This window comes from Cupriavidus plantarum, assembly GCF_905397285.1.
Classification (GTDB): domain Bacteria; phylum Pseudomonadota; class Gammaproteobacteria; order Burkholderiales; family Burkholderiaceae; genus Cupriavidus; species Cupriavidus plantarum.
Genome location: NZ_CAJPUX010000001.1, coordinates 1,185,370 through 1,202,442, shown reverse-complemented (window position 1 = coordinate 1,202,442; position 17,073 = coordinate 1,185,370). Strand labels below are relative to the sequence as shown.

The following is a 17,073-nucleotide window of genomic DNA, read 5'->3' as shown; positions in this document are numbered from 1 at the left end:
GCGTTACTTCAGCGCCGCGGTCACCACGACTTCGATCAGATAGTCGGGATTCGCGAGGCGCGCTTCCACCGTGGCGCGCGGCGGCGTGTTGCCCTGCGCGACCCATGCATCCCACACCTCGTTCATCTCGCCGATGCGCGTAATGTCCGTCAGAAAGATCTGGCACGACAGGATGCGTGTCTTGTCGCTGCCCGCTTCTTCGAGCAGACGGTCGATATGGCCGAGCACCTCGCGCGTCTGGCCGCGCAGATCGGCCTTGGGATCGACCTCGGGCACCTGGCCCGCCAGATAGACCACGTTGTTGAAAACCGCGTATTCGGAGAGGCGCGCGCCCACGTGGGCGCGTTTGAGGGCAAGGGCGTTGGTGCTCATGATTCGTATCTAGTCACGTAAAAGCTGGCTCGGGTACCGGGGACCTCAGGTACCGAGGAAGAAATTCCTGGCCACGGCGACCTGCGCGGGATCGACGAATGTCGGGGCGTGGCCCACGTCGGGGATCTCCACCGAGGTCACGTTCTGGCCGCGCGCGGTCATGTCGGCGACGGTCTCGCGCAGCAGCAGATCCGATTGCGCGCCGCGTACGATCAGCGTCGGACCCTGGATGCCCGCGAACAGCTGCCACAGCATCGCCTCTCCGGCGGCCGCCATGTCGGGTGTGGCCTCACGGAACGGCACGGCGAGCGCCGGATCGTAATGCAGGCCCCATTCCATGCCTTCGGCCGTCTGGACCGGCTTGAGGATCGCGCCGTTCAGCTCGCGCCATTGCTCCGGGGTGTGGCGGCCGAAGGAGGCGCTGATGGTCTGCAGGTAGGCAAGGCCTTCCTCGAACGTCTTGAAACGCACGGGCAAGCCGAGGTAGGAGCCGATGCGCTCGAGCGCCTGCGGGGCGATCTTCGGGCCCACGTCGTTGAGCAGCAGTTTGCGGATCGGCGATTTCGGCAGGCCCGCGAGACTCATGCCGATGAGGCCGCCCATCGAGGTCCCGAACCAGTCGACCTGCTCGACGTTGAGCCGCGCGATCAGCGTGACCATGTCGGACACGTATTGCGGCAGCACGTAGCGATGCGGGTCCGCTAACCAGTCGGAGCGGCCGCGGCCCACCACGTCCGGGCAGATCACGCGGTAGTCGCCGGACAGCGCGCGGGCGACGGTATCGAAGTCGCGGCCGGTGCGCGTCAATCCGTGCACGCACATCAGCACGCGCGGATTCGCGGGGTCGCCCCACTCGTGATAGGCCATGCGATGCAAGCCGGCGGTGCTGATGCACTGGACGAAGGCAAGACGCGGGCTGGACGACAGACTCGACGACATCGGGACTCCCTCTGAAAGCCGCTTCCGCTGGGGAAAATCGGCGTGATGGCAAGGCGGGGCAAAACGGGATTGTACGCCGCAGCGGGTACAATGCCACAGCATTCCCGCGGGCCGGGCGTGATCGGGCCCTGCCCCGCATTTCAATCGCGATCTCTCCGACGGAGGCATTCATGCTCAAAGGCAAGACCGCACTGGTTACCGGCTCGACCAGTGGCATTGGACTCGGCATCGCGCAGGCACTCGCCGCGCAGGGCGCCAACATCATCGTGAACGGATTCGGTGATGCGGACGGCGCAAAGGATGCGATCGCCAGGGCCGGCAACGGCATCAAGGTGGGCTATCACGGGGCGGACATGAGCAAGGCCGGCGACATCGAGGACATGATGCGCTACGCCGATGCCGATTTCGGTGGCGCCGACATCCTCGTCAACAACGCTGGCATTCAGTTCGTCTCGAATATCGAGGACTTTCCGGTCGAGCGCTGGGACGCGATCATTGCCATCAACCTGACTTCCGCTTTTCATACGACGCGGCTGGCGCTGCCGGGCATGAAGCAGAAGAACTGGGGGCGCATCATCAACGTCGCATCGACGCACGGGCTGGTGGCTTCCGCGCAGAAGTCGGCTTACGTTGCGGCCAAGCATGGGATCGTGGGCTTCACCAAGGTCACGGCGCTGGAGACGGCGCAGACCGGCGTGACCGCGAATGCGATTTGTCCGGGGTGGGTATTGACGCCGCTGGTGCAGAAGCAGGTGGAAGCGCGGGCGCAGAAGGAAGGGATCGATATCGAGCAGGCCAAGCGCGAGCTCGTGATCGAGAAGCAGCCGTCGGGGCAGTTCGTGACGCCTGACGAGCTGGGGGCGTTGGCGGTGTTTTTGGCGAGCGATGCCGCGCGGCAGGTGCGGGGCGCGATATGGAATATGGATGGAGGGTGGGTGGCGCAGTAAAAGCAGCCCTCTCCCCCGACCCCTCTCCCCCGGGCCCCTCTCCCCGAGGGAGAGGGGGGCGGACCGAGAGCACGCCTAGCGCGGGGCTCTCCCCGACACGTTACTTCACCGTGGCGCCGGTCTTTTCCTGAATCTCTTCCTTCGTCACGCCGGGCGCGAGCTCTACGAGTTTCAGGCCGTCTTCCGTCACGTCGATCACGCCAAGGTCCGTGATGATGCGGTTGACCACGCCCACGCCCGTCAGCGGCAGGTTGCACTCCTTGAGGATCTTGATGTCCTCGCTGCCGTCCTTCTTCTTGGCCGTATGCTCCATGAGCACGACCACTCGGCCCACGCCGGCGACGAGGTCCATCGCGCCGCCCATGCCCTTGACCATCTTGCCCGGGATCATCCAGTTCGCCAGGTCGCCGCGTTCGTTGACCTGCATCGCGCCGAGGATGGCCAGGTTGATATGGCCGCCGCGGATCATCGCGAACGAGTCGGCCGACGAGAAGATCGACGAACCCTTGAGCGTCGTGACCGTCTGCTTGCCGGCGTTGATCATGTCGGCATCCACCTCGTCCTCGGTCGGGAACGGGCCGATACCCAGCAGGCCGTTCTCCGACTGCAGCCACACCTCCATGCCTTCCGGCACGTGGTTCGCCACGAGCGTCGGCAGGCCGATGCCGAGGTTCACATAGAAACCGTCTTCGAGTTCGCGGGCTGCGCGCGCAGCCATTTCGTCACGTGTCCATGCCATGGTTGTCTCCTCACTTAGCACGCACGGTGCGCTGCTCGATGCGTTTTTCGGGGTTGGCGTTGAGCACCAGGCGCTGCACGAAAATGCCGGCCAGATGCACGTCGTCCGGGTCGATCTCGCCGGTCTCGACGATGTGTTCCACTTCGGCCACGGTGATCTTGCCCGCCATCGCGCAAACCGGGTTGAAGTTGCGGGCGGTGCGGCGGAACACGAGGTTGCCCGCCTTGTCGGCCTTGTACGCCTTGACCAGCGCCACGTCGGCGGTCAGCGATTGTTCCATGACGTATTGCTCGCCATTGAACTCGCGCACTTCCTTGCCTTCGGCCACGATGGTGCCGACGCCCGTCTTCGTGAAGAATGCGGGGATGCCCGAACCGCCGGCGCGTAACTTTTCGGCCAGCGTGCCCTGCGGCGTGAATTCGAGCTCGAGTTCGCCCGCCAGGTATTGGCGCTCGAACTCCTTGTTCTCGCCGACGTACGACGAGATCATCTTCTTGACCTGACGCGTGGCGAGCAACTGGCCCAGGCCGAAGCCGTCCACACCCGCGTTGTTGGAGATGCAGGTCAGCTGCTTGGCGCCGCTGTCGCGCAGCGCCGCGATCAGCGCCTCCGGGATGCCGCACAGTCCAAAACCGCCCACGGCGATCGTCTGGCCATCACGGACGACGTCCGCGAGCGCTTCGGTGGCGCTGGCGTAGACCTTGTTCATGCTTTGCTCCTTGTTCCTCGGTGATTCCCGCGCGGATGACGTGCCCGCCCCGGGATGATCGACAAGGCACGCCGCGAAATTGTAACGGTACAATCTTTCACGTGCGAGCGCTGTCCGGGCGACAGCATACGCCAAGCGGTGGCGCGCACGCCATTACGTAAAAGTACATAAGGGACAAGCCTAGGGATGATGCCGGCCATCGATTACCAGACCGCCTTCCAGCTGGCTCCGGTCGGCCTCGTGCTGTCGCGCGAGCGGATGATCGAGGATTGCAATGACGAGGTGTGCCGGATTTTTGGCACCACGCGGGCGGTGCTCATCGGGCAGTCGTTCCAGACGCTCTACCCTACGGCCGACGAGTTCGAGCGGACGGGGGCGCGGATCGTGCCAATCATGAATGCGCGGGGAATGTATTCCGACGAGCGGATCATGAAGCGGGCCACGGGTGAACTGTTCTGGTGCCATGTCACCGGACGGGCTTTGGATCGGCGGCAGGCGCTGGGGGCTGGGATCTGGACGTTCGAGGATTTGTCGCAGAAGCGGCCGGTGACGGCTGAGCTCACTGCGCGTGAACGCGATATTGCGGCGCAGCTTGTCGAGGGGAAGACCAGCAAGGAGATTGGCAAGCTGCTGGCGATCAGTCCCCGGACGGTCGACATTTATCGGGCGCGGTTGATGAAGAAGTATGGGGCCCACACGGCGGTGGATCTGGTGCAGCGGCTGGTGAGTCGGTGAGAGGGGGGCTTCGCCCCCCTTTGGGTCAAGGGGGCCCTCTCCCCCGCCCCTCTCCCCGCGGGAGAGGGGGGGAAAACAACCGGTCGTTCCTCACCCCCTCTCCCCCTGGGGGAGAGGGGTGAACACGGTTTATCGCTTGGCGATCGACTGTTCTGCCTTCGTCACCAGATCCGCGCCAATCTGCTTTTTCCACTTGTCGTAGACCTTGGCCGTCGCCTTCTTGAAGGCGTCGCGTTCGGTGGCGGACAGTTCGGTGACCTTTACGCCGTGCTGTTCCATCGCCTTCCATGCCGGCGCGCCGGCTTCGGAGAGGCCCTTGCGGGCCAGTTCGATTTCCTGCTTACCGGCGTCGATGGCGGCCTGCCTCACGATCTCGCGGTCCGCGGGGGTCCAGCTTTCCCAGATCTGCTTGTTGACCACGAAGATCAGCGGGTCCGCCACGTACCCCCACGTGGTCACGTACTTCTGCCCGACGGTGTACAGCTTGGCCGCCGCAAAGATGGATTGCGGATTCTCCTGGCCGTCCACGGCGCCCGAGGCCATCGCGGGCTGGGCGTCGGCCCAGCTCATCTGCGTCGGGTTGGCGCCCAGCGCATTGAAGGTCTCGATGTACAGCGGCGAACCCACGACCCGCAGCTTCAGGCCCTTCATGTCCTCGGGCTTGCGGATCTCGCGCTTGGAGTTCGACACCTCGCGGAAGCCGTTTTCGCCCCATGCCAGCGGCACCACGCCCGCCTTCTCCAGCGTCGTGAACATCTGCTTGCCCACTTCGCCCTGCGTCAGCGCGTCGATGGCCTTGTAGTCGGGCATCAGGAACGGCAGCGAGAACAGGTTCAGTTCCTTGACCTGCGGCGACCAGTTGATGGTCGAGCCGACGGCCATGTCGATCACGCCCTGGCGGATGGCCGAGAATTCGCGCGTCTGGTCGCCGCCCACGAGCGAGGTGCCCGGGTACAGCTTGATGTTGATGCGGCCATTGGTGCGCTGGCGCACGAGGTCCGCCCAGATTTCCCCGCCCTTGCCCCACGGGAAGGCGGTACCCACCACGAGCGACAGCTTGTATTCGGACTTGTAGGTCTGCGCCATCGCGCCAGCGGGCGCAAGCGCGGCCGCGGCGATCGTGGCGGCAACGGACAGCATCAGGGCACGGCGTTTCATGCAACTCTCCTCGTTGGGAATCTATACGTCTGGTTATGAATGGATTTCGATAGCGGATGCGTCAATAGCCGAGATAGTCCGGCAGCCAGGTCGCCAGCGGCGGGTAGGCCAGTACCATCAGCATCGCGACGAACATCGCGGCGAGCAGCCAGATGACCCATGGCACGGTTTCTTCCATGCGCACGCGGGCGATCCGGCAGGACACCATGAGGTTCACCGCAAGCGGCGGCGTGAACTGGCCGAGCGCGACCTTGAGCGTGAGCACCACACCGAACCACACGGGGTTCCAGTGGAACGCGTTGGCGATCGGCAGCAGCAGCGGCACGAAGATCAGGAAGATCGAGATGCCGTCGAGGAACATGCCCACCGTCATCAGCAGCAGCACGATCAGCGCGAGCACGCCATACTCGCCGAGGCCGGAATTGGCGATCGCGGCGGCCAGCGGGTCGATCACGCCGAGCGTGGACAGCGCATAAGCGAAGATGCCCGCCAGCGCGACCACGAGCAGGATCACGGCCGAGGTTTCGGCCGCTTCCTGGAAGATCGTGAACAGGTCGCGCAGGCCGATCGAACGGTAGATCACCATGCCGACGAACAGGCCATACACCACGGCGACGACGGCGGCTTCGGTCGGCGTGAACCAGCCCGCGCGCATGCCGCCGAGAATCAGGAACGGCGCGACGAGCCCCCACGCGGCTTCGCGCAGGCTCTTCCAGAACGGCGGACGCGGCAGCGCGGCCTCGATGGCGCCCATATTGTGCTTGCGCGCGAGCCACACCGCCGGAACGATCAGCGCGACGCCGGCGAGCACACCCGGAATCATGCCGGCCGCGAACAGCGCGGGCACGGACGCGCCCGGTACCAGCACGCTGTAGATGATGAAGGCGACCGACGGGGGGATGAGGATGTCCGTCGCGGCGGCGGCGCCGACCACCGACGCGCTGTACGCGGGCGGATAACCGGCGCGCGACATCGCGGCGATCATCACGCCGCCGACCGCCGCCGCGTTGGCGGGACCGGAACCCGAAATGCCGCCGAGGAACATGGCGACGAGAATCGCCACCAGCGGCAGCATGCCCGGACCCCGGCCTACGATGGCGATGGCAAACGTGACCAGCCGCGCCGCGACGCCGGAGCGATCGAAGATCGAGCCGACGAGCACGAACATCGGAATGGCGAGCAGCGGGTACTTGGCGAGCCCCGCATAGAAGTTCTGCGGCACGGCGAGCAGGCCGAACATCTGCGTATCGAGGTTCGACAACGCGATGGCGGCCACGCCGCCGAGGCCCAGCGATACCCCGATGGGCACGCCAAGCAGCATCAGCACGATGAAGATCGTGAACAGGACGATGGCGACGAGCGTCATTGGGCGCGCCCTCCCCGCTCGTTGCGATCGGCATGCAGCCGCTTCAGCGCGCGCACATTGCGCGCGGCGAGGCCGAGCGCCCGCAGCACGATGGCGAGCGAGAACACCGGCAGCCAGATCGAGTACCACCAGCTTGGCACCCCGATGCCCGGCGAGGTCTCGCCGAACGTGTACTCGTCCCACGTCACGCGCGCGCCGAGCACGGCCAGCGCCAGGAACATCGCGGCCACGGCCAGCGCGGACAGGATCGCGAGCCGCCGCTGGCGAGCCTCGCTACCACGCTCGAAAAAGAACTCGATGCGGATGTTCCGATCGCGCGCCACGGCGGCGCTGCCCGCCACGAGCGCGAGCACGATCATCAGGAAGACCGAGAACTCCTCGGTCCATGCGAACGATTCGTCGGTGAAATAGCGGACGATGACGTTGACGAACGTGATCCCCACCAGCAAGACCATCACGATGACGCCGACCCAGTCCTCGACGCGCGGCGATACACGGAAATCCTTGTCTTCTGCTTCGTCGACGGCTTCCGGCACGACCGCCGAATCCATCAGGTGCTGACCCGCGTGTTGCGGCCCGGCGTTGCGCCGTGCCTGCTCCTCTTGATCCATCTCCCCGGCCTCCGGTCCGGTCCGCGCGTGCGTGGGCGAATGCGTGTGCATACGCCGCGCGGCATTGCTCGTTATAAATGTTGTGACGGCAAAAGCCTGTCGATTATGCCAACGACTGCCCACCCCGAGGGACCGGATAAGCCCGGAGGTTCAATGACAGCACGCCCGCGCGCGCTTGTGGCGCGCGCTCCGGGCGGTGAGCGGCGGTGCGGTTATACCATCCCGTCGTCCGCGGTCATCACGGCGCCGTTGATGAAGCGCGACGCATCCGACGCGAGCAGCAGCATCAGGCCGTCCAGATCCTCTGGACGGCCCAGGCGCTTGCGCGGCAGCATCTGGATGAGCTTCTGGCCCGCATCGGTGTCCCAGTGATGCCGGTTGATCTCGGTCTCGATATAGCCCGGGCACAGCGCATTGGTGTTGATGCCGTGCCGCGCCCATTCGAGCGCCATGGCCTTGGTCATCTGCACCACGGCGGCCTTGCTCATGCAATACAGGCCGATCTGCGGCAGCACCTTGAGCCCCGCGACCGAGGCGATATTGATGATGCGGGCCTGCGGCAGCGGGTTGCCGAGCTTCTCGGCGCCCTTCGCCCGCGCGATCATGCGCTTGGCGACTTCCTGCGCCACGAAGAACGCGCCGCGCGTGTTCGTATCGAATACGAAGTCGAACGCGTCCGGCGTGACCTCGGACAGGCGTTGCGTGGTCGATACCCCGGAATTGTTGACCAGGATATCGATGGAGCCCGCTTCGGTCTCCGCGTGCGCGACGGCAGAGCGGATGCTGTCGAAGTCGGTGACGTCGAGCCCCACCACGTGCGCGCTGCCGCCGTCCGCCTCGATGGCGGCGCGCAGTTCCTTGAGACGGTCCACGCGGCGCGAGGCCAGCACGACCTTGGCGCCGGCGGCGGCCAGTACAGTGGCGAAGCGCTCGCCGAGCCCGCTCGATGCGCCGGTGACGAACGCGACCTTGCCTTCCAGATTGATCGACAAACCCATGATTACCTCGGTGTGGGGGCGCGCCCGGCGGGGCCGGACGCCCGCTGCCTTCCCCTTGCCTGAAGCGGAAGGCAGCATACCAAAAAAAAGAACGGTCGTTCCAAAAAATGTCTTGCCTGAGGGTGTCGAGTCCCGGACAATGCCGGAGATTCTAAGAACTTGGTCCCCAAAGGGAAAGAGGAAAAACGCCTACAGCGTTCGTCCGCTTCGCCCGCCACGCCCGGTTCCACGCAGCATCTCCCACAACCGCAGACCCGCATTCGCGCAATTGCTCCCGATTGCCCGTCGCGCGCTGCATCGCGGCAGTCATGCCGCCACGAAAAAGTAGAGGGTTAGAGACAATGGATCAGCAACAGCTCCTGGAGCAGTTCGGCCCCCGCGAAGCCATGGAGTACGACGTCGTCATCGTTGGCGCGGGCCCCGGCGGCCTGGCCACGGCGATTCGGCTCAAGCAGCTTGCCCAGGAGAAAGGTGGCGACGTCAATGTCTGCGTGCTCGAGAAGGGTTCCGAACCCGGCGCGCATATCCTGTCCGGCGCGATCATGGATCCGCGCGCGCTGGCCGAACTGTTCCCGAACTGGCAGGAACTCGGCGCCCCGCTGAACCAGCCCGTTTCCGAGGACAAGTTCCTGTTCCTCGACGAGACCGGTTCGAAGGCGACGCCCAACGCGCTGCTGCCGGAGTGTTTCCACAACCACGGCAACTACATCATCAGCCTGTCGAACTTCGTGCGCTGGCTCGGCCAGCAGGCCGAAGCGCTGGGCGTCGAGATCTTCCCGGGCTTTCCGGCCGCCGAGGTCCTCTACAACGAGGATGGCTCGGTCAAGGGCGTGGCCACGGGCAACATGGGCATCAACAAGGAAGGCGAGCCCACCGAGAACTTCCAGCTCGGCATGGAGCTGCACGCGAAGTACACGATCTTCGCGGAAGGCGCGCGCGGCCATCTGGGCAAACAGCTGATCGCGCGGTACAAGCTCGACGCGGGCAAGGATCCGCAGAGCTACGGCATCGGCATCAAGGAGCTGTGGGAGATCGATCCGGCCAAACACAAGGCCGGCCTGGTCGTCCACACCGCGGGCTGGCCGCTGGACCCCGCCACGTATGGCGGCTCGTTCCTCTATCACATGGAGGACAACAAGGTGGCCGTGGGCTTCGTGGTCGGACTCGACTACACCAACCCGTGGCTGTCTCCGTTCGAAGAATTCCAGCGCTTCAAGACCCATCCGGAAATCCGCCAGTATTTCGAGGGCGGCAAGCGCATCGGCTACGGCGCGCGCGCCATTACGGCCGGCGGCCTGCTGTCGCTGCCGAAGACCGTGTTCCCGGGCGGCGCGCTGGTCGGCTGCGAAGCCGGTTACCTGAATGCCTCTCGCATAAAGGGCAGCCACGCCGCGATCAAGACGGGCATGCTGGCCGCGGAGGCCGCGTACGACGCGCTGCAGGCGGGCCGTCAGCACGATGAACTGTCGGCCTACCCCGCCGCGTTCGAAAAGAGCTGGCTCTATAAGGAACTGCTGCAGGCGAAGAACTTCAAGCAGTGGTTCAAGAAGGGCCGCACGACGGCCACGCTGATGACCGGTATCGAGCAATGGCTGCTGCCGAAGCTCGGCATCCGCAATCCGCCGTGGACGATCCACCGCACCAAGCCGGATCATGTGTACCTGAAGCCCGCGGCCGAGTGCCAGAAGATCGAGTATCCGAAGCCCGACGGCAAGCTGACCTTCGACCGCCTGAGCTCGGTATTCATCAGCAATACGAACCACGAAGAGAATCAGCCCGCCCACCTGACGCTCAAGGATGCGAGCGTGCCGGTCAACGTGAACTGGGAAAAGTTCGCGGGACCGGAGTCGCGTTACTGCCCGGCCGGTGTGTACGAGTTCGTGCAGAACGACGAGGGCAAGGAACGCCTGCAGATCAACGCGCAGAACTGCGTGCACTGCAAGACCTGCGACATCAAGGACCCGACGCAGAACATCGTCTGGGTGACGCCGGAGGGTGGCGGCGGTCCGAACTACGTCAATATGTAAGGCGCTTTCGAGGTTCTGCGATATTGCTGGTCGATGGGTGTGCCTAGGATGAGATTTTTCCTTGGGGCACCGTCATGGCATCGCTCGCGGCCGGGACCGGTCCGGCAGGCCGCGCATCTGGCCTTCGCATCGACGATGCTTTTACCGGCTCGCTGCTGGAGCGCCCTTCCCCAACGCTGGCGACGAGCCCCTGACCCCTGATCTGGCCGCATGCCTCACACGGTCATGCGCGTGCTGCTCAGCAATTGCTCGTAGATGAAGCATTGCAGCAGCGTGAGCTCGCGCTCGCCGAGCGCGTCGAAGGCGACGCCGCATGCCGGGAATTCTTCGTCTTCGCTGCCGGCCGGCGCGCCGCGTACCTGCGCGTTGACCGTGACGTCGCTGTCGATCGATGCGGTCCGCAGACGGAAACGCAGGCGGATACGGCTGCCGACCGCGAGACCGGGGGCCGAGGTCTGGATCAGCGCGCCGCCCGTGCTGAGGTCGGACAGCAGGCCGAGTCTGGCGAGGCCGCTCGCCATCAGGCCTTCGAACGGCTCGTCGTCATTGTCATGCACGAGGTACGCAGCAAGGCGCGTCGGGACGCGCGCGGCGCTACGGACGGGGGTGTGTTCGGCTTCCGCCGGGGACGACAGCACGAGGTAACGGAATGGGCTGCGGCACGCGGCGGTGACCGTCGAGGTGAAACTGTGGATCGCCTGCCCCGAAAAGCCGCGCAACAGTAGCGACTCGCCGGCCTGGATTGTCAGGTCGCGGCCCCCGAGGCTCGGCCACGTCACGAACAGTCCCTGGTCGATGAAGCCGATGAGTCGGCTGGCGGCGGCGCGCGAGCTTTCGCCGGGCAGCTTCACGTGCAGCAGCGTGCCGACCTGGAGCCCCAGGGGGCCCGCGCTGAGCCGGCCGCGCGGGGCGACGGGGTCGTTCTCGGCTTCGGAGAGTTCATCCGGACGGCACACGTCGCCGTGGCGGAAGACAAGCGCGAGGTCGCGCTTGTCGGGGATCACGCAACCGCTGCCGAGCATCAGGTTGCCTTCGGCGTCGAGCAGCGACCACGGGAGCGGCTGCCCCACCGGCAGGTCTTGAGGGGATAGCTGGATCATGGCAAGCGTCTCCATGAGAGCGGCTGAGATCGATCTCCTCCGCTAAGTGTCACGAGTGCGACCGACGCGTGCTTGTCGGCCACATTTGATATTTATCTGCTATCGACCGTTTGAAGACAACCTTGACCCCGTGAAGACCCCAAAGGCGAGGGGTTGTGGGGGCAGGCTTGACGTTCCTCCTTCGACGGGACACAATGGCCGCTACAAAAGCTGTCAGACAGCCTGACATCCTGAACCCGATGGAACCCCTCACCCGCCCGGCTTCGTTGGCCAACCGCATTGCCCAGACCCTCCGCGACGACATCGCGGCCGGGCGGTTTGCCGCCGGGGCGCGGCTGCCCGCGGAATCGGGTCTCGCGGAGGCGTTCGGCGTGAGCCGGCCGATCGTTCGCGAAGCGATCGCGCTGCTCAAGGCGGACGGGGTGCTCGTGACGCGCAAGGGTTCCGGGGCCTATGTCTCCGAGACGCCGGGCGGGCAGGTCTGGCGCGTGCCGAGCGCGCCGGATGGCGGGCCGTCGCTCGAGCAGTTGTTCGAGTTGCGGCGCGTGGTCGAGGTGGCCTGCGCGGAGATGGCGGCGCGGCGGCGGACCGATGCGGACCTCGTGGCGATCCGCGCGGCGTTGGACGCGATGCAGGCCCATGCGATGGATTTTCCGAGCGCGGCGGCGGCCGATATCGCGTTTCATCATGCGATTGCCGCGGCCGCGCATAACCCGTGCTTTACGGGTCTGACCGATTTCGTGAGCCAGCAATTGCTGATGGCCCGGCAGCGGGCGTGGGAGAACAGCGCGCGGTTGTCGGCAACGACGGGGGCGCCGCGCGCGGCGGATGCCGAACATGCGGCGCTGGTGACGGCGATTGCGTCGGGCGATGCGGAGGCCGCGCGTGCCGCGGCGCAGGCCCACCTCGCCGCTGCGGCGGCGCGGATGGGGCTGGCGTTGGCTTGAGAGAGATACCTAGGAGAGCTTGCAGATGGAACAGGTCGATTGCGTCGTCATTGGCGCTGGCGTCGTGGGGCTGGCGGTGGCGCGGGCGCTCGCGCTGCAGGGGCGCGAGGTCATCGTGCTCGAGGCCGAGAATGCGTTTGGCACGATAACGAGCGCGCGCAACAGCGAGGTCATTCACGCGGGCATCTACTACCCCGCCGGGTCCCTCAAGGCCGAGTTGTGCGTGCGGGGCAAGGCGATGCTTTACGACTTCTGCGAGAGCCATCATGTCGAGCATCGGCGCTGCGGGAAGCTGATTGTGGCAACCAGCGCGGCGCAGGTGGCGACGCTGGAAGGGATTCGTGCGAAGGCGGCGGCCAACGGCGTGCACGATCTGCGCATGCTGACGCGCGATGAGGCGCGGGCGATGGAGCCGCAGCTCGAGTGCGAAGCGGCCTTGCTGTCGCCTTCGACCGGGATCATCGACAGTCATGGGTTGATGACGGCGTTGCTTGGCGATGCCGAAAACGCGGGGGCGATGCTCGCCGTGCAGTCGCCCGTGCTGAGCGGGGCGGTCACCGGCGAAGGAATCCGGCTCGAAGTGGGCGGCGAAGGCACGACGACGCTGCTCGCGCGCACGGTGGTCAATTCGGCCGGACTGACGGCGCCCGACCTCGCGCGCCGCATCGAGGGCATGCCCGCTGCGTGGATTCCCCCGCAGTACTACGCGAAGGGCTGCTATTTCACGCTTGCGGGGCGCGCGCCGTTTTCTCGCCTGATCTATCCGGTGCCGGAGGCGGCCGGGCTGGGCGTGCATCTGACGCTGGATCTCGGCGGACAGGCGCGGTTCGGGCCCAATGTGCGGTGGATCGACGAGATCGAGTACAGCGTGCCGCCGCATGACGCGGATGGATTTTATGCGGAGGTACGGCGGTATTGGCCGGGCCTGGCGGACGGCGCGTTGCAGCCCGGGTATGCGGGGATTCGCCCCAAGATCAGCGGGCCGGCCGAGGCCGCGGCGGATTTTCGGATCGATGGGCCCGCGGTGCATGGGGTGCCGGGGCTGGTGAACCTGTTTGGGATCGAGTCGCCAGGGTTGACGTCGTCGTTGGCGATCGGGGAGAAAGTGGTGGAGGCCCTCTCCCGCTAGAAGCGCGGAGCAAACAAGGCAGGGAGCAAACCTCGCCCTATCCCGCCCTACCCCGCCTTATGCCACCCTATCCCCACCCTATCCCCACCCCTTCTCCACCTCATCCCGCCGAAAGCTCATCAGCGCGCAGCCTGCGCCAAGCAGTGCGGCGACCGCCGCGAGGCCGAAGGTGTGGGAGGGGGAGAGGGTCTTCCATGTCCAGCCCATGGCCAGTCCGCCGAGCGTGCCGCCGATGCCGTAGGAAATCCCCGTATAAAGCGCCTGCCCCCTGCCCTGTAGCGGTCCCGCGAACCAGTGCTGCAATCGCTTGAGGCTCGCGCTGTGGTGGGCGGCGAATGTCGCGGCGTGGAGGATCTGCACGGCGGCCATGAGCCAGGCGAGTTGGGCGAGGTAGCCTGTCAGGCCGAAGCGGACCGCCGCCAGCACGAAGGTTCCCGCGAGGATGGCGCGCAGCGGGAAGCGCGAGAAGAGCCGCCCCTGGTAGAAAAAGAACACGATCTCCGCCACCACGCCGATGGTCCACATCGCGCCGATGGCGAGCTTGCTGTAGCCGAGCCGTTCGAGGTAGAGCGAATAGAACACGTACAGCGCCGCATGCGCGAACATCATCAGCAGTGCGGACGCAAAGAACCATGCCACATCGGGGCGGCGGAGCAGCGGCAGCGCCGGGGGCGGCTTCACGCGGGGGCCGTCGTCCGCGGCATCGCGCATGCCGAGCACCACCAGCGCGAACAGCCCCAGCATGCCGCTCGCCAGCCACGGAAACGCGAGAATGCCGAAGTACTCGAACAGCGCGCCCCCGAGCAGCACCGCGGCGATAAAGCCGACGGAGCCGAACATGCGCACCCGGCCATAGCGGTGGTCGAACGCTCCATGCCGGCGTAGCGTGGAGATGGTGAGCGCATCGCCCAGCGGCGACATCGCGCTGGTGATCAGGTTGAGGCCGATCATCATCGCCATCATGCCGCCGTAGGTGTCCACGCCCGGCACCATCAGGAACGCGAGCAGCGAAGAGACCGCCGTCAGACGCAGGATGCGCACGCGCGTGTGCATGACGTCGGAGAGCCAGCCCCACAGATAGGGGCCGACGATGCGGCTGAACTGAAAGCACGCCATCAGCACGCCGATCTGCACCGGCGAGAAACCGCGGCCAGAGAAATAGAGGCTGATGTAGGGCGAGATAACGCCTACATAGCCGTAATACCCCAGATAGAACAGCCCAAAGCGCAGATACGTGGCGGTGTCGATGCCGGTCCGCCCGCCGCTCCCGCCATGGCTGGAGATCAAGACTGGGCCGGAATACGCGGCGTTTCCACGCGCACGTCGCCGCACTGCGCGCGATGCCGTAGCGCGTGGTCCATCAGCACGAGGGCCAGCATGGCTTCCGCAATCGGCGTGGCGCGGATGCCCACGCACGGATCGTGGCGGCCGAACGTCTCGACCGTTGCCGGCGTACCCGACTTGTCGATCGAGGCCTTCGGCGAACGGATGCTCGACGTCGGCTTGATGGCGATCGATACCGTGATGTCCTGCCCGGTCGAGATACCGCCGAGCACGCCGCCGGCATGGTTGGTACGGAAGCCTTCGGGCGACAGCTCGTCGCCATGGAACGTGCCCCGCTGCGCCACGCTGTCGAAGCCCGCGCCGATCTCGACGCCCTTGACCGCGTTGATGCCCATCATCGCGTGCGCGATATCGGCATCGAGCTTGTCGAACAGCGGCTCGCCGAGGCCGACGGGCACACCGCTGGCCACCACGTTGATGCGCGCGCCGACGGAGTCGCCGTCATGACGCAGCGTATCCATATAGGTCTCGAGCTCGGGCACGATGTCTTCGTTGGCCGCGAAGAACGGGTTCTCCGGCACGTGCTTCCAGTCGATGAACGGCACTTCGATCTCGCCCAGCGCCGACATGTAGCCACGAATCTCGGTGCCGTACTGCTCGCGCAGCCACTTCTTGGCGATGGCGGCCGCGGCCACCACGGGCGCGGTCAGGCGAGCCGACGAACGGCCGCCGCCGCGATAGTCGCGGATGCCGTATTTCTGCCAGTAGGTGTAGTCGGCATGGCCGGGACGGAACGTCTCGACGATATTGCCATAGTCCTTGCTGCGCTGATCGGTGTTGCGGATGAGCAGGCAGATGGGCGTACCCGTGGTCTTGCCTTCGAAGACGCCCGACAGGATCTCGACCTGATCCGGCTCCTTGCGCTGCGTGACGTGGCGCGAGGTCCCCGGCTTGCGGCGATCGAGATCGCCCTGGATGTCGGCTTCGGTCAGCGACAGGCCCGGCGGGCAGCCGTCCACGACGGCGCCGATAGCGGGGCCGTGCGATTCGCCAAACGTGGTGACAGTGAACAGCAGGCCAAGGGTATTGCCGGACATGATCGAAACCGCCGAGAAGTCAAAAACGGCCTACATTGTACGGCTAATTTGGCTCCTGATTGGCGACCCGCTGGCGCCCCGGTGACGCCCCCCCCTGGCGTCACCCCTACTCCCGGATCGCGCCATTGGCCGCTTCGGGCATGGCGACGCCGCCCGCGATGGCGGGCCCAGCCAGGGCCGGGCTGGCCGCGACGGGGAACGCGAAGTCGGGATAGAACTCGCGCCGCATGCGCGCGATATAGGTGACGAGGTTGGGCCGCGCCTCGGCCGCGGTGCGTATCGGCGTCTCGAACACAGGAGACATCAGCGCTCCCGCGAACGCAAACAGCGTGGCGTCCGCGCCGCATGGCCGATCGCCCATCAGGTAGCGCTTGTCGCCGAGGATGTCCGCGATCGCGCCCACGCCATGGTTGGCCAGCGCCACGAGTTCGTCGTCGGTATAGCGCCCCGCCCCCTGGCTCCACAGCATCTGCCGCACCTTGCGCTGCACGAGCCGTTCCACGAGCCCGCGCACGGGCGCCGGCACGCGGCGGAAGAACATCGCCGGGCCGCGCGCGAAGTTCTCGCGGTCCAGCCAGCGCACGCGCGCGACGACCCAGTACAGGTTGTCTTCCATCAGCTTCTCGACCGCCCACGCGGTGCCGCGCTGCGCCGCATCGAGGCCTTCGTCGAAGTCGATGTGATAGGTCTTCTCGAGATGCAGCCGGATCAGCGTCGAGTCCGCGATGAGGCGGCCCGTGTCGTCGAGGTATGGCAGCTTGCCCTTGGGCGCGCGCCGCAGGCTGCCGCGCCGCGTCTCGTACGGCAGGCCCGACAGCTTGAGCAGCATCTCGGCCTTGGTGACGAACGGACTCGCATCGGGCAGCCCGAAGGCCGGACCGAACGTGTAGAGCGTGATCATGGTCTTCCCCTCCA

General features: G+C 66.0%; 17 protein-coding genes. 5 read left to right on the top strand and 12 right to left on the bottom strand.

The annotated features are described in order from the left end of the window. Positions 1–3: 3 nt before the first annotated feature. Together KHP16_RS05560 and KHP16_RS05555 are read right to left on the bottom strand one after the other, a co-directional pair. Positions 4–372, bottom strand: a complete 369-nt coding sequence (locus KHP16_RS05560) for a RidA family protein (protein WP_109581413.1) — start codon at positions 370–372, stop codon at positions 4–6. A 45-nt stretch (positions 373–417) separates the two neighbouring features. Beyond that, positions 418–1,299, bottom strand: a complete 882-nt coding sequence (locus KHP16_RS05555; RefSeq protein WP_109582700.1) for an alpha/beta fold hydrolase — start codon at positions 1,297–1,299, stop codon at positions 418–420. Between the two features lie 182 nt (positions 1,300–1,481). Between KHP16_RS05555 and KHP16_RS05550 the strand changes: the two genes are divergently transcribed. After that, on the top strand, positions 1,482–2,258 hold the full coding sequence (locus KHP16_RS05550; protein WP_109581414.1) for a 3-hydroxybutyrate dehydrogenase: 777 nt from the start codon (positions 1,482–1,484) through the stop codon (positions 2,256–2,258). A 100-nt stretch (positions 2,259–2,358) separates the two neighbouring features. Here KHP16_RS05550 and KHP16_RS05545 read toward each other — a convergent pair whose 3' ends face one another. Both KHP16_RS05545 and KHP16_RS05540 read right to left on the bottom strand, forming a co-directional pair. Beyond that, complete coding sequence (locus tag KHP16_RS05545; protein ID WP_109581415.1) at positions 2,359–2,997, bottom strand: CoA transferase subunit B; 639 nt, start codon at positions 2,995–2,997, stop codon at positions 2,359–2,361. Positions 2,998–3,007: 10 nt separating this feature from the next. After that, on the bottom strand, positions 3,008–3,706 hold the full coding sequence (locus tag KHP16_RS05540) for a CoA transferase subunit A (RefSeq protein ID WP_109581416.1): 699 nt from the start codon (positions 3,704–3,706) through the stop codon (positions 3,008–3,010). Positions 3,707–3,895: 189 nt separating this feature from the next. On the opposite strand from KHP16_RS05540, the gene KHP16_RS05535 reads away from it, so the two are divergent. Beyond that, positions 3,896–4,441, top strand: a complete 546-nt coding sequence (locus KHP16_RS05535) for a PAS and helix-turn-helix domain-containing protein (protein ID WP_150373808.1) — start codon at positions 3,896–3,898, stop codon at positions 4,439–4,441. 129 nt (positions 4,442–4,570) lie between these two features. On the opposite strand, the gene KHP16_RS05530 is transcribed toward KHP16_RS05535, so the two are convergent. The 4 genes from KHP16_RS05530 to KHP16_RS05515 form a co-directional block, all read right to left on the bottom strand. Next, positions 4,571–5,599, bottom strand: coding sequence for a DctP family TRAP transporter solute-binding subunit (locus KHP16_RS05530; protein WP_109581417.1), 1,029 nt, complete (start codon positions 5,597–5,599; stop codon positions 4,571–4,573). A gap of 61 nt (positions 5,600–5,660) precedes the next feature. Beyond that, complete coding sequence (locus tag KHP16_RS05525; protein ID WP_109581418.1) at positions 5,661–6,965, bottom strand: TRAP transporter large permease; 1,305 nt, start codon at positions 6,963–6,965, stop codon at positions 5,661–5,663. Beyond that, a complete protein-coding gene (locus tag KHP16_RS05520; protein WP_115952850.1) occupies positions 6,962–7,576 on the bottom strand; it encodes a TRAP transporter small permease in 615 nt (204 codons plus the stop codon). The genes KHP16_RS05525 and KHP16_RS05520 overlap by 4 nt, the downstream gene beginning before the upstream one ends. 212 nt (positions 7,577–7,788) lie before the next feature. Further along, positions 7,789–8,574: an SDR family oxidoreductase gene (locus KHP16_RS05515; protein WP_109581420.1), complete on the bottom strand. Its 786-nt coding sequence runs from the start codon at positions 8,572–8,574 to the stop codon at positions 7,789–7,791. Positions 8,575–8,915: 341 nt separating this feature from the next. Between KHP16_RS05515 and KHP16_RS05510 the strand changes: the two genes are divergently transcribed. Next, the gene (locus tag KHP16_RS05510) at positions 8,916–10,601 is read left to right on the top strand and encodes an electron transfer flavoprotein-ubiquinone oxidoreductase (protein ID WP_211959717.1); all 1,686 of its coding nucleotides are present in this window, start codon (positions 8,916–8,918) and stop codon (positions 10,599–10,601) included. 215 nt (positions 10,602–10,816) lie between these two features. Here the strand turns inward: KHP16_RS05510 and KHP16_RS05505 are convergent, their stop codons facing one another. After that, positions 10,817–11,701, bottom strand: a complete 885-nt coding sequence (locus KHP16_RS05505; RefSeq protein WP_115952849.1) for a flagellar brake protein — start codon at positions 11,699–11,701, stop codon at positions 10,817–10,819. A 239-nt stretch (positions 11,702–11,940) separates the two neighbouring features. On the opposite strand from KHP16_RS05505, the gene KHP16_RS05500 reads away from it, so the two are divergent. Then, a complete protein-coding gene (locus tag KHP16_RS05500) occupies positions 11,941–12,648 on the top strand; it encodes a FadR/GntR family transcriptional regulator (protein WP_109581422.1) in 708 nt (235 codons plus the stop codon). Between the two features lie 25 nt (positions 12,649–12,673). Next, the gene (locus KHP16_RS05495; RefSeq protein ID WP_109581423.1) at positions 12,674–13,777 is read left to right on the top strand and encodes an NAD(P)/FAD-dependent oxidoreductase; all 1,104 of its coding nucleotides are present in this window, start codon (positions 12,674–12,676) and stop codon (positions 13,775–13,777) included. A gap of 78 nt (positions 13,778–13,855) precedes the next feature. On the opposite strand, the gene KHP16_RS05490 is transcribed toward KHP16_RS05495, so the two are convergent. The 3 genes from KHP16_RS05490 to KHP16_RS05480 all read right to left on the bottom strand — a co-directional run bounded on the left by KHP16_RS05490 (position 13,856) and on the right by KHP16_RS05480 (position 17,059). Beyond that, positions 13,856–15,061 carry an MFS transporter gene (locus KHP16_RS05490; protein WP_115952848.1) on the bottom strand — a complete coding sequence of 402 codons (1,206 nt, stop codon included), beginning with the start codon at positions 15,059–15,061 and terminating at the stop codon, positions 13,856–13,858. Then, complete coding sequence (gene aroC, locus KHP16_RS05485) at positions 15,061–16,158, bottom strand: chorismate synthase (protein ID WP_109581424.1); 1,098 nt, start codon at positions 16,156–16,158, stop codon at positions 15,061–15,063. Before aroC ends, KHP16_RS05490 begins: the two co-directional genes overlap by 1 nt. A 106-nt stretch (positions 16,159–16,264) precedes the next feature. Continuing rightward, complete coding sequence (locus KHP16_RS05480; RefSeq protein ID WP_109581425.1) at positions 16,265–17,059, bottom strand: glutathione S-transferase C-terminal domain-containing protein; 795 nt, start codon at positions 17,057–17,059, stop codon at positions 16,265–16,267. Between the last annotated feature and the right edge of the window lie 14 nt (positions 17,060–17,073).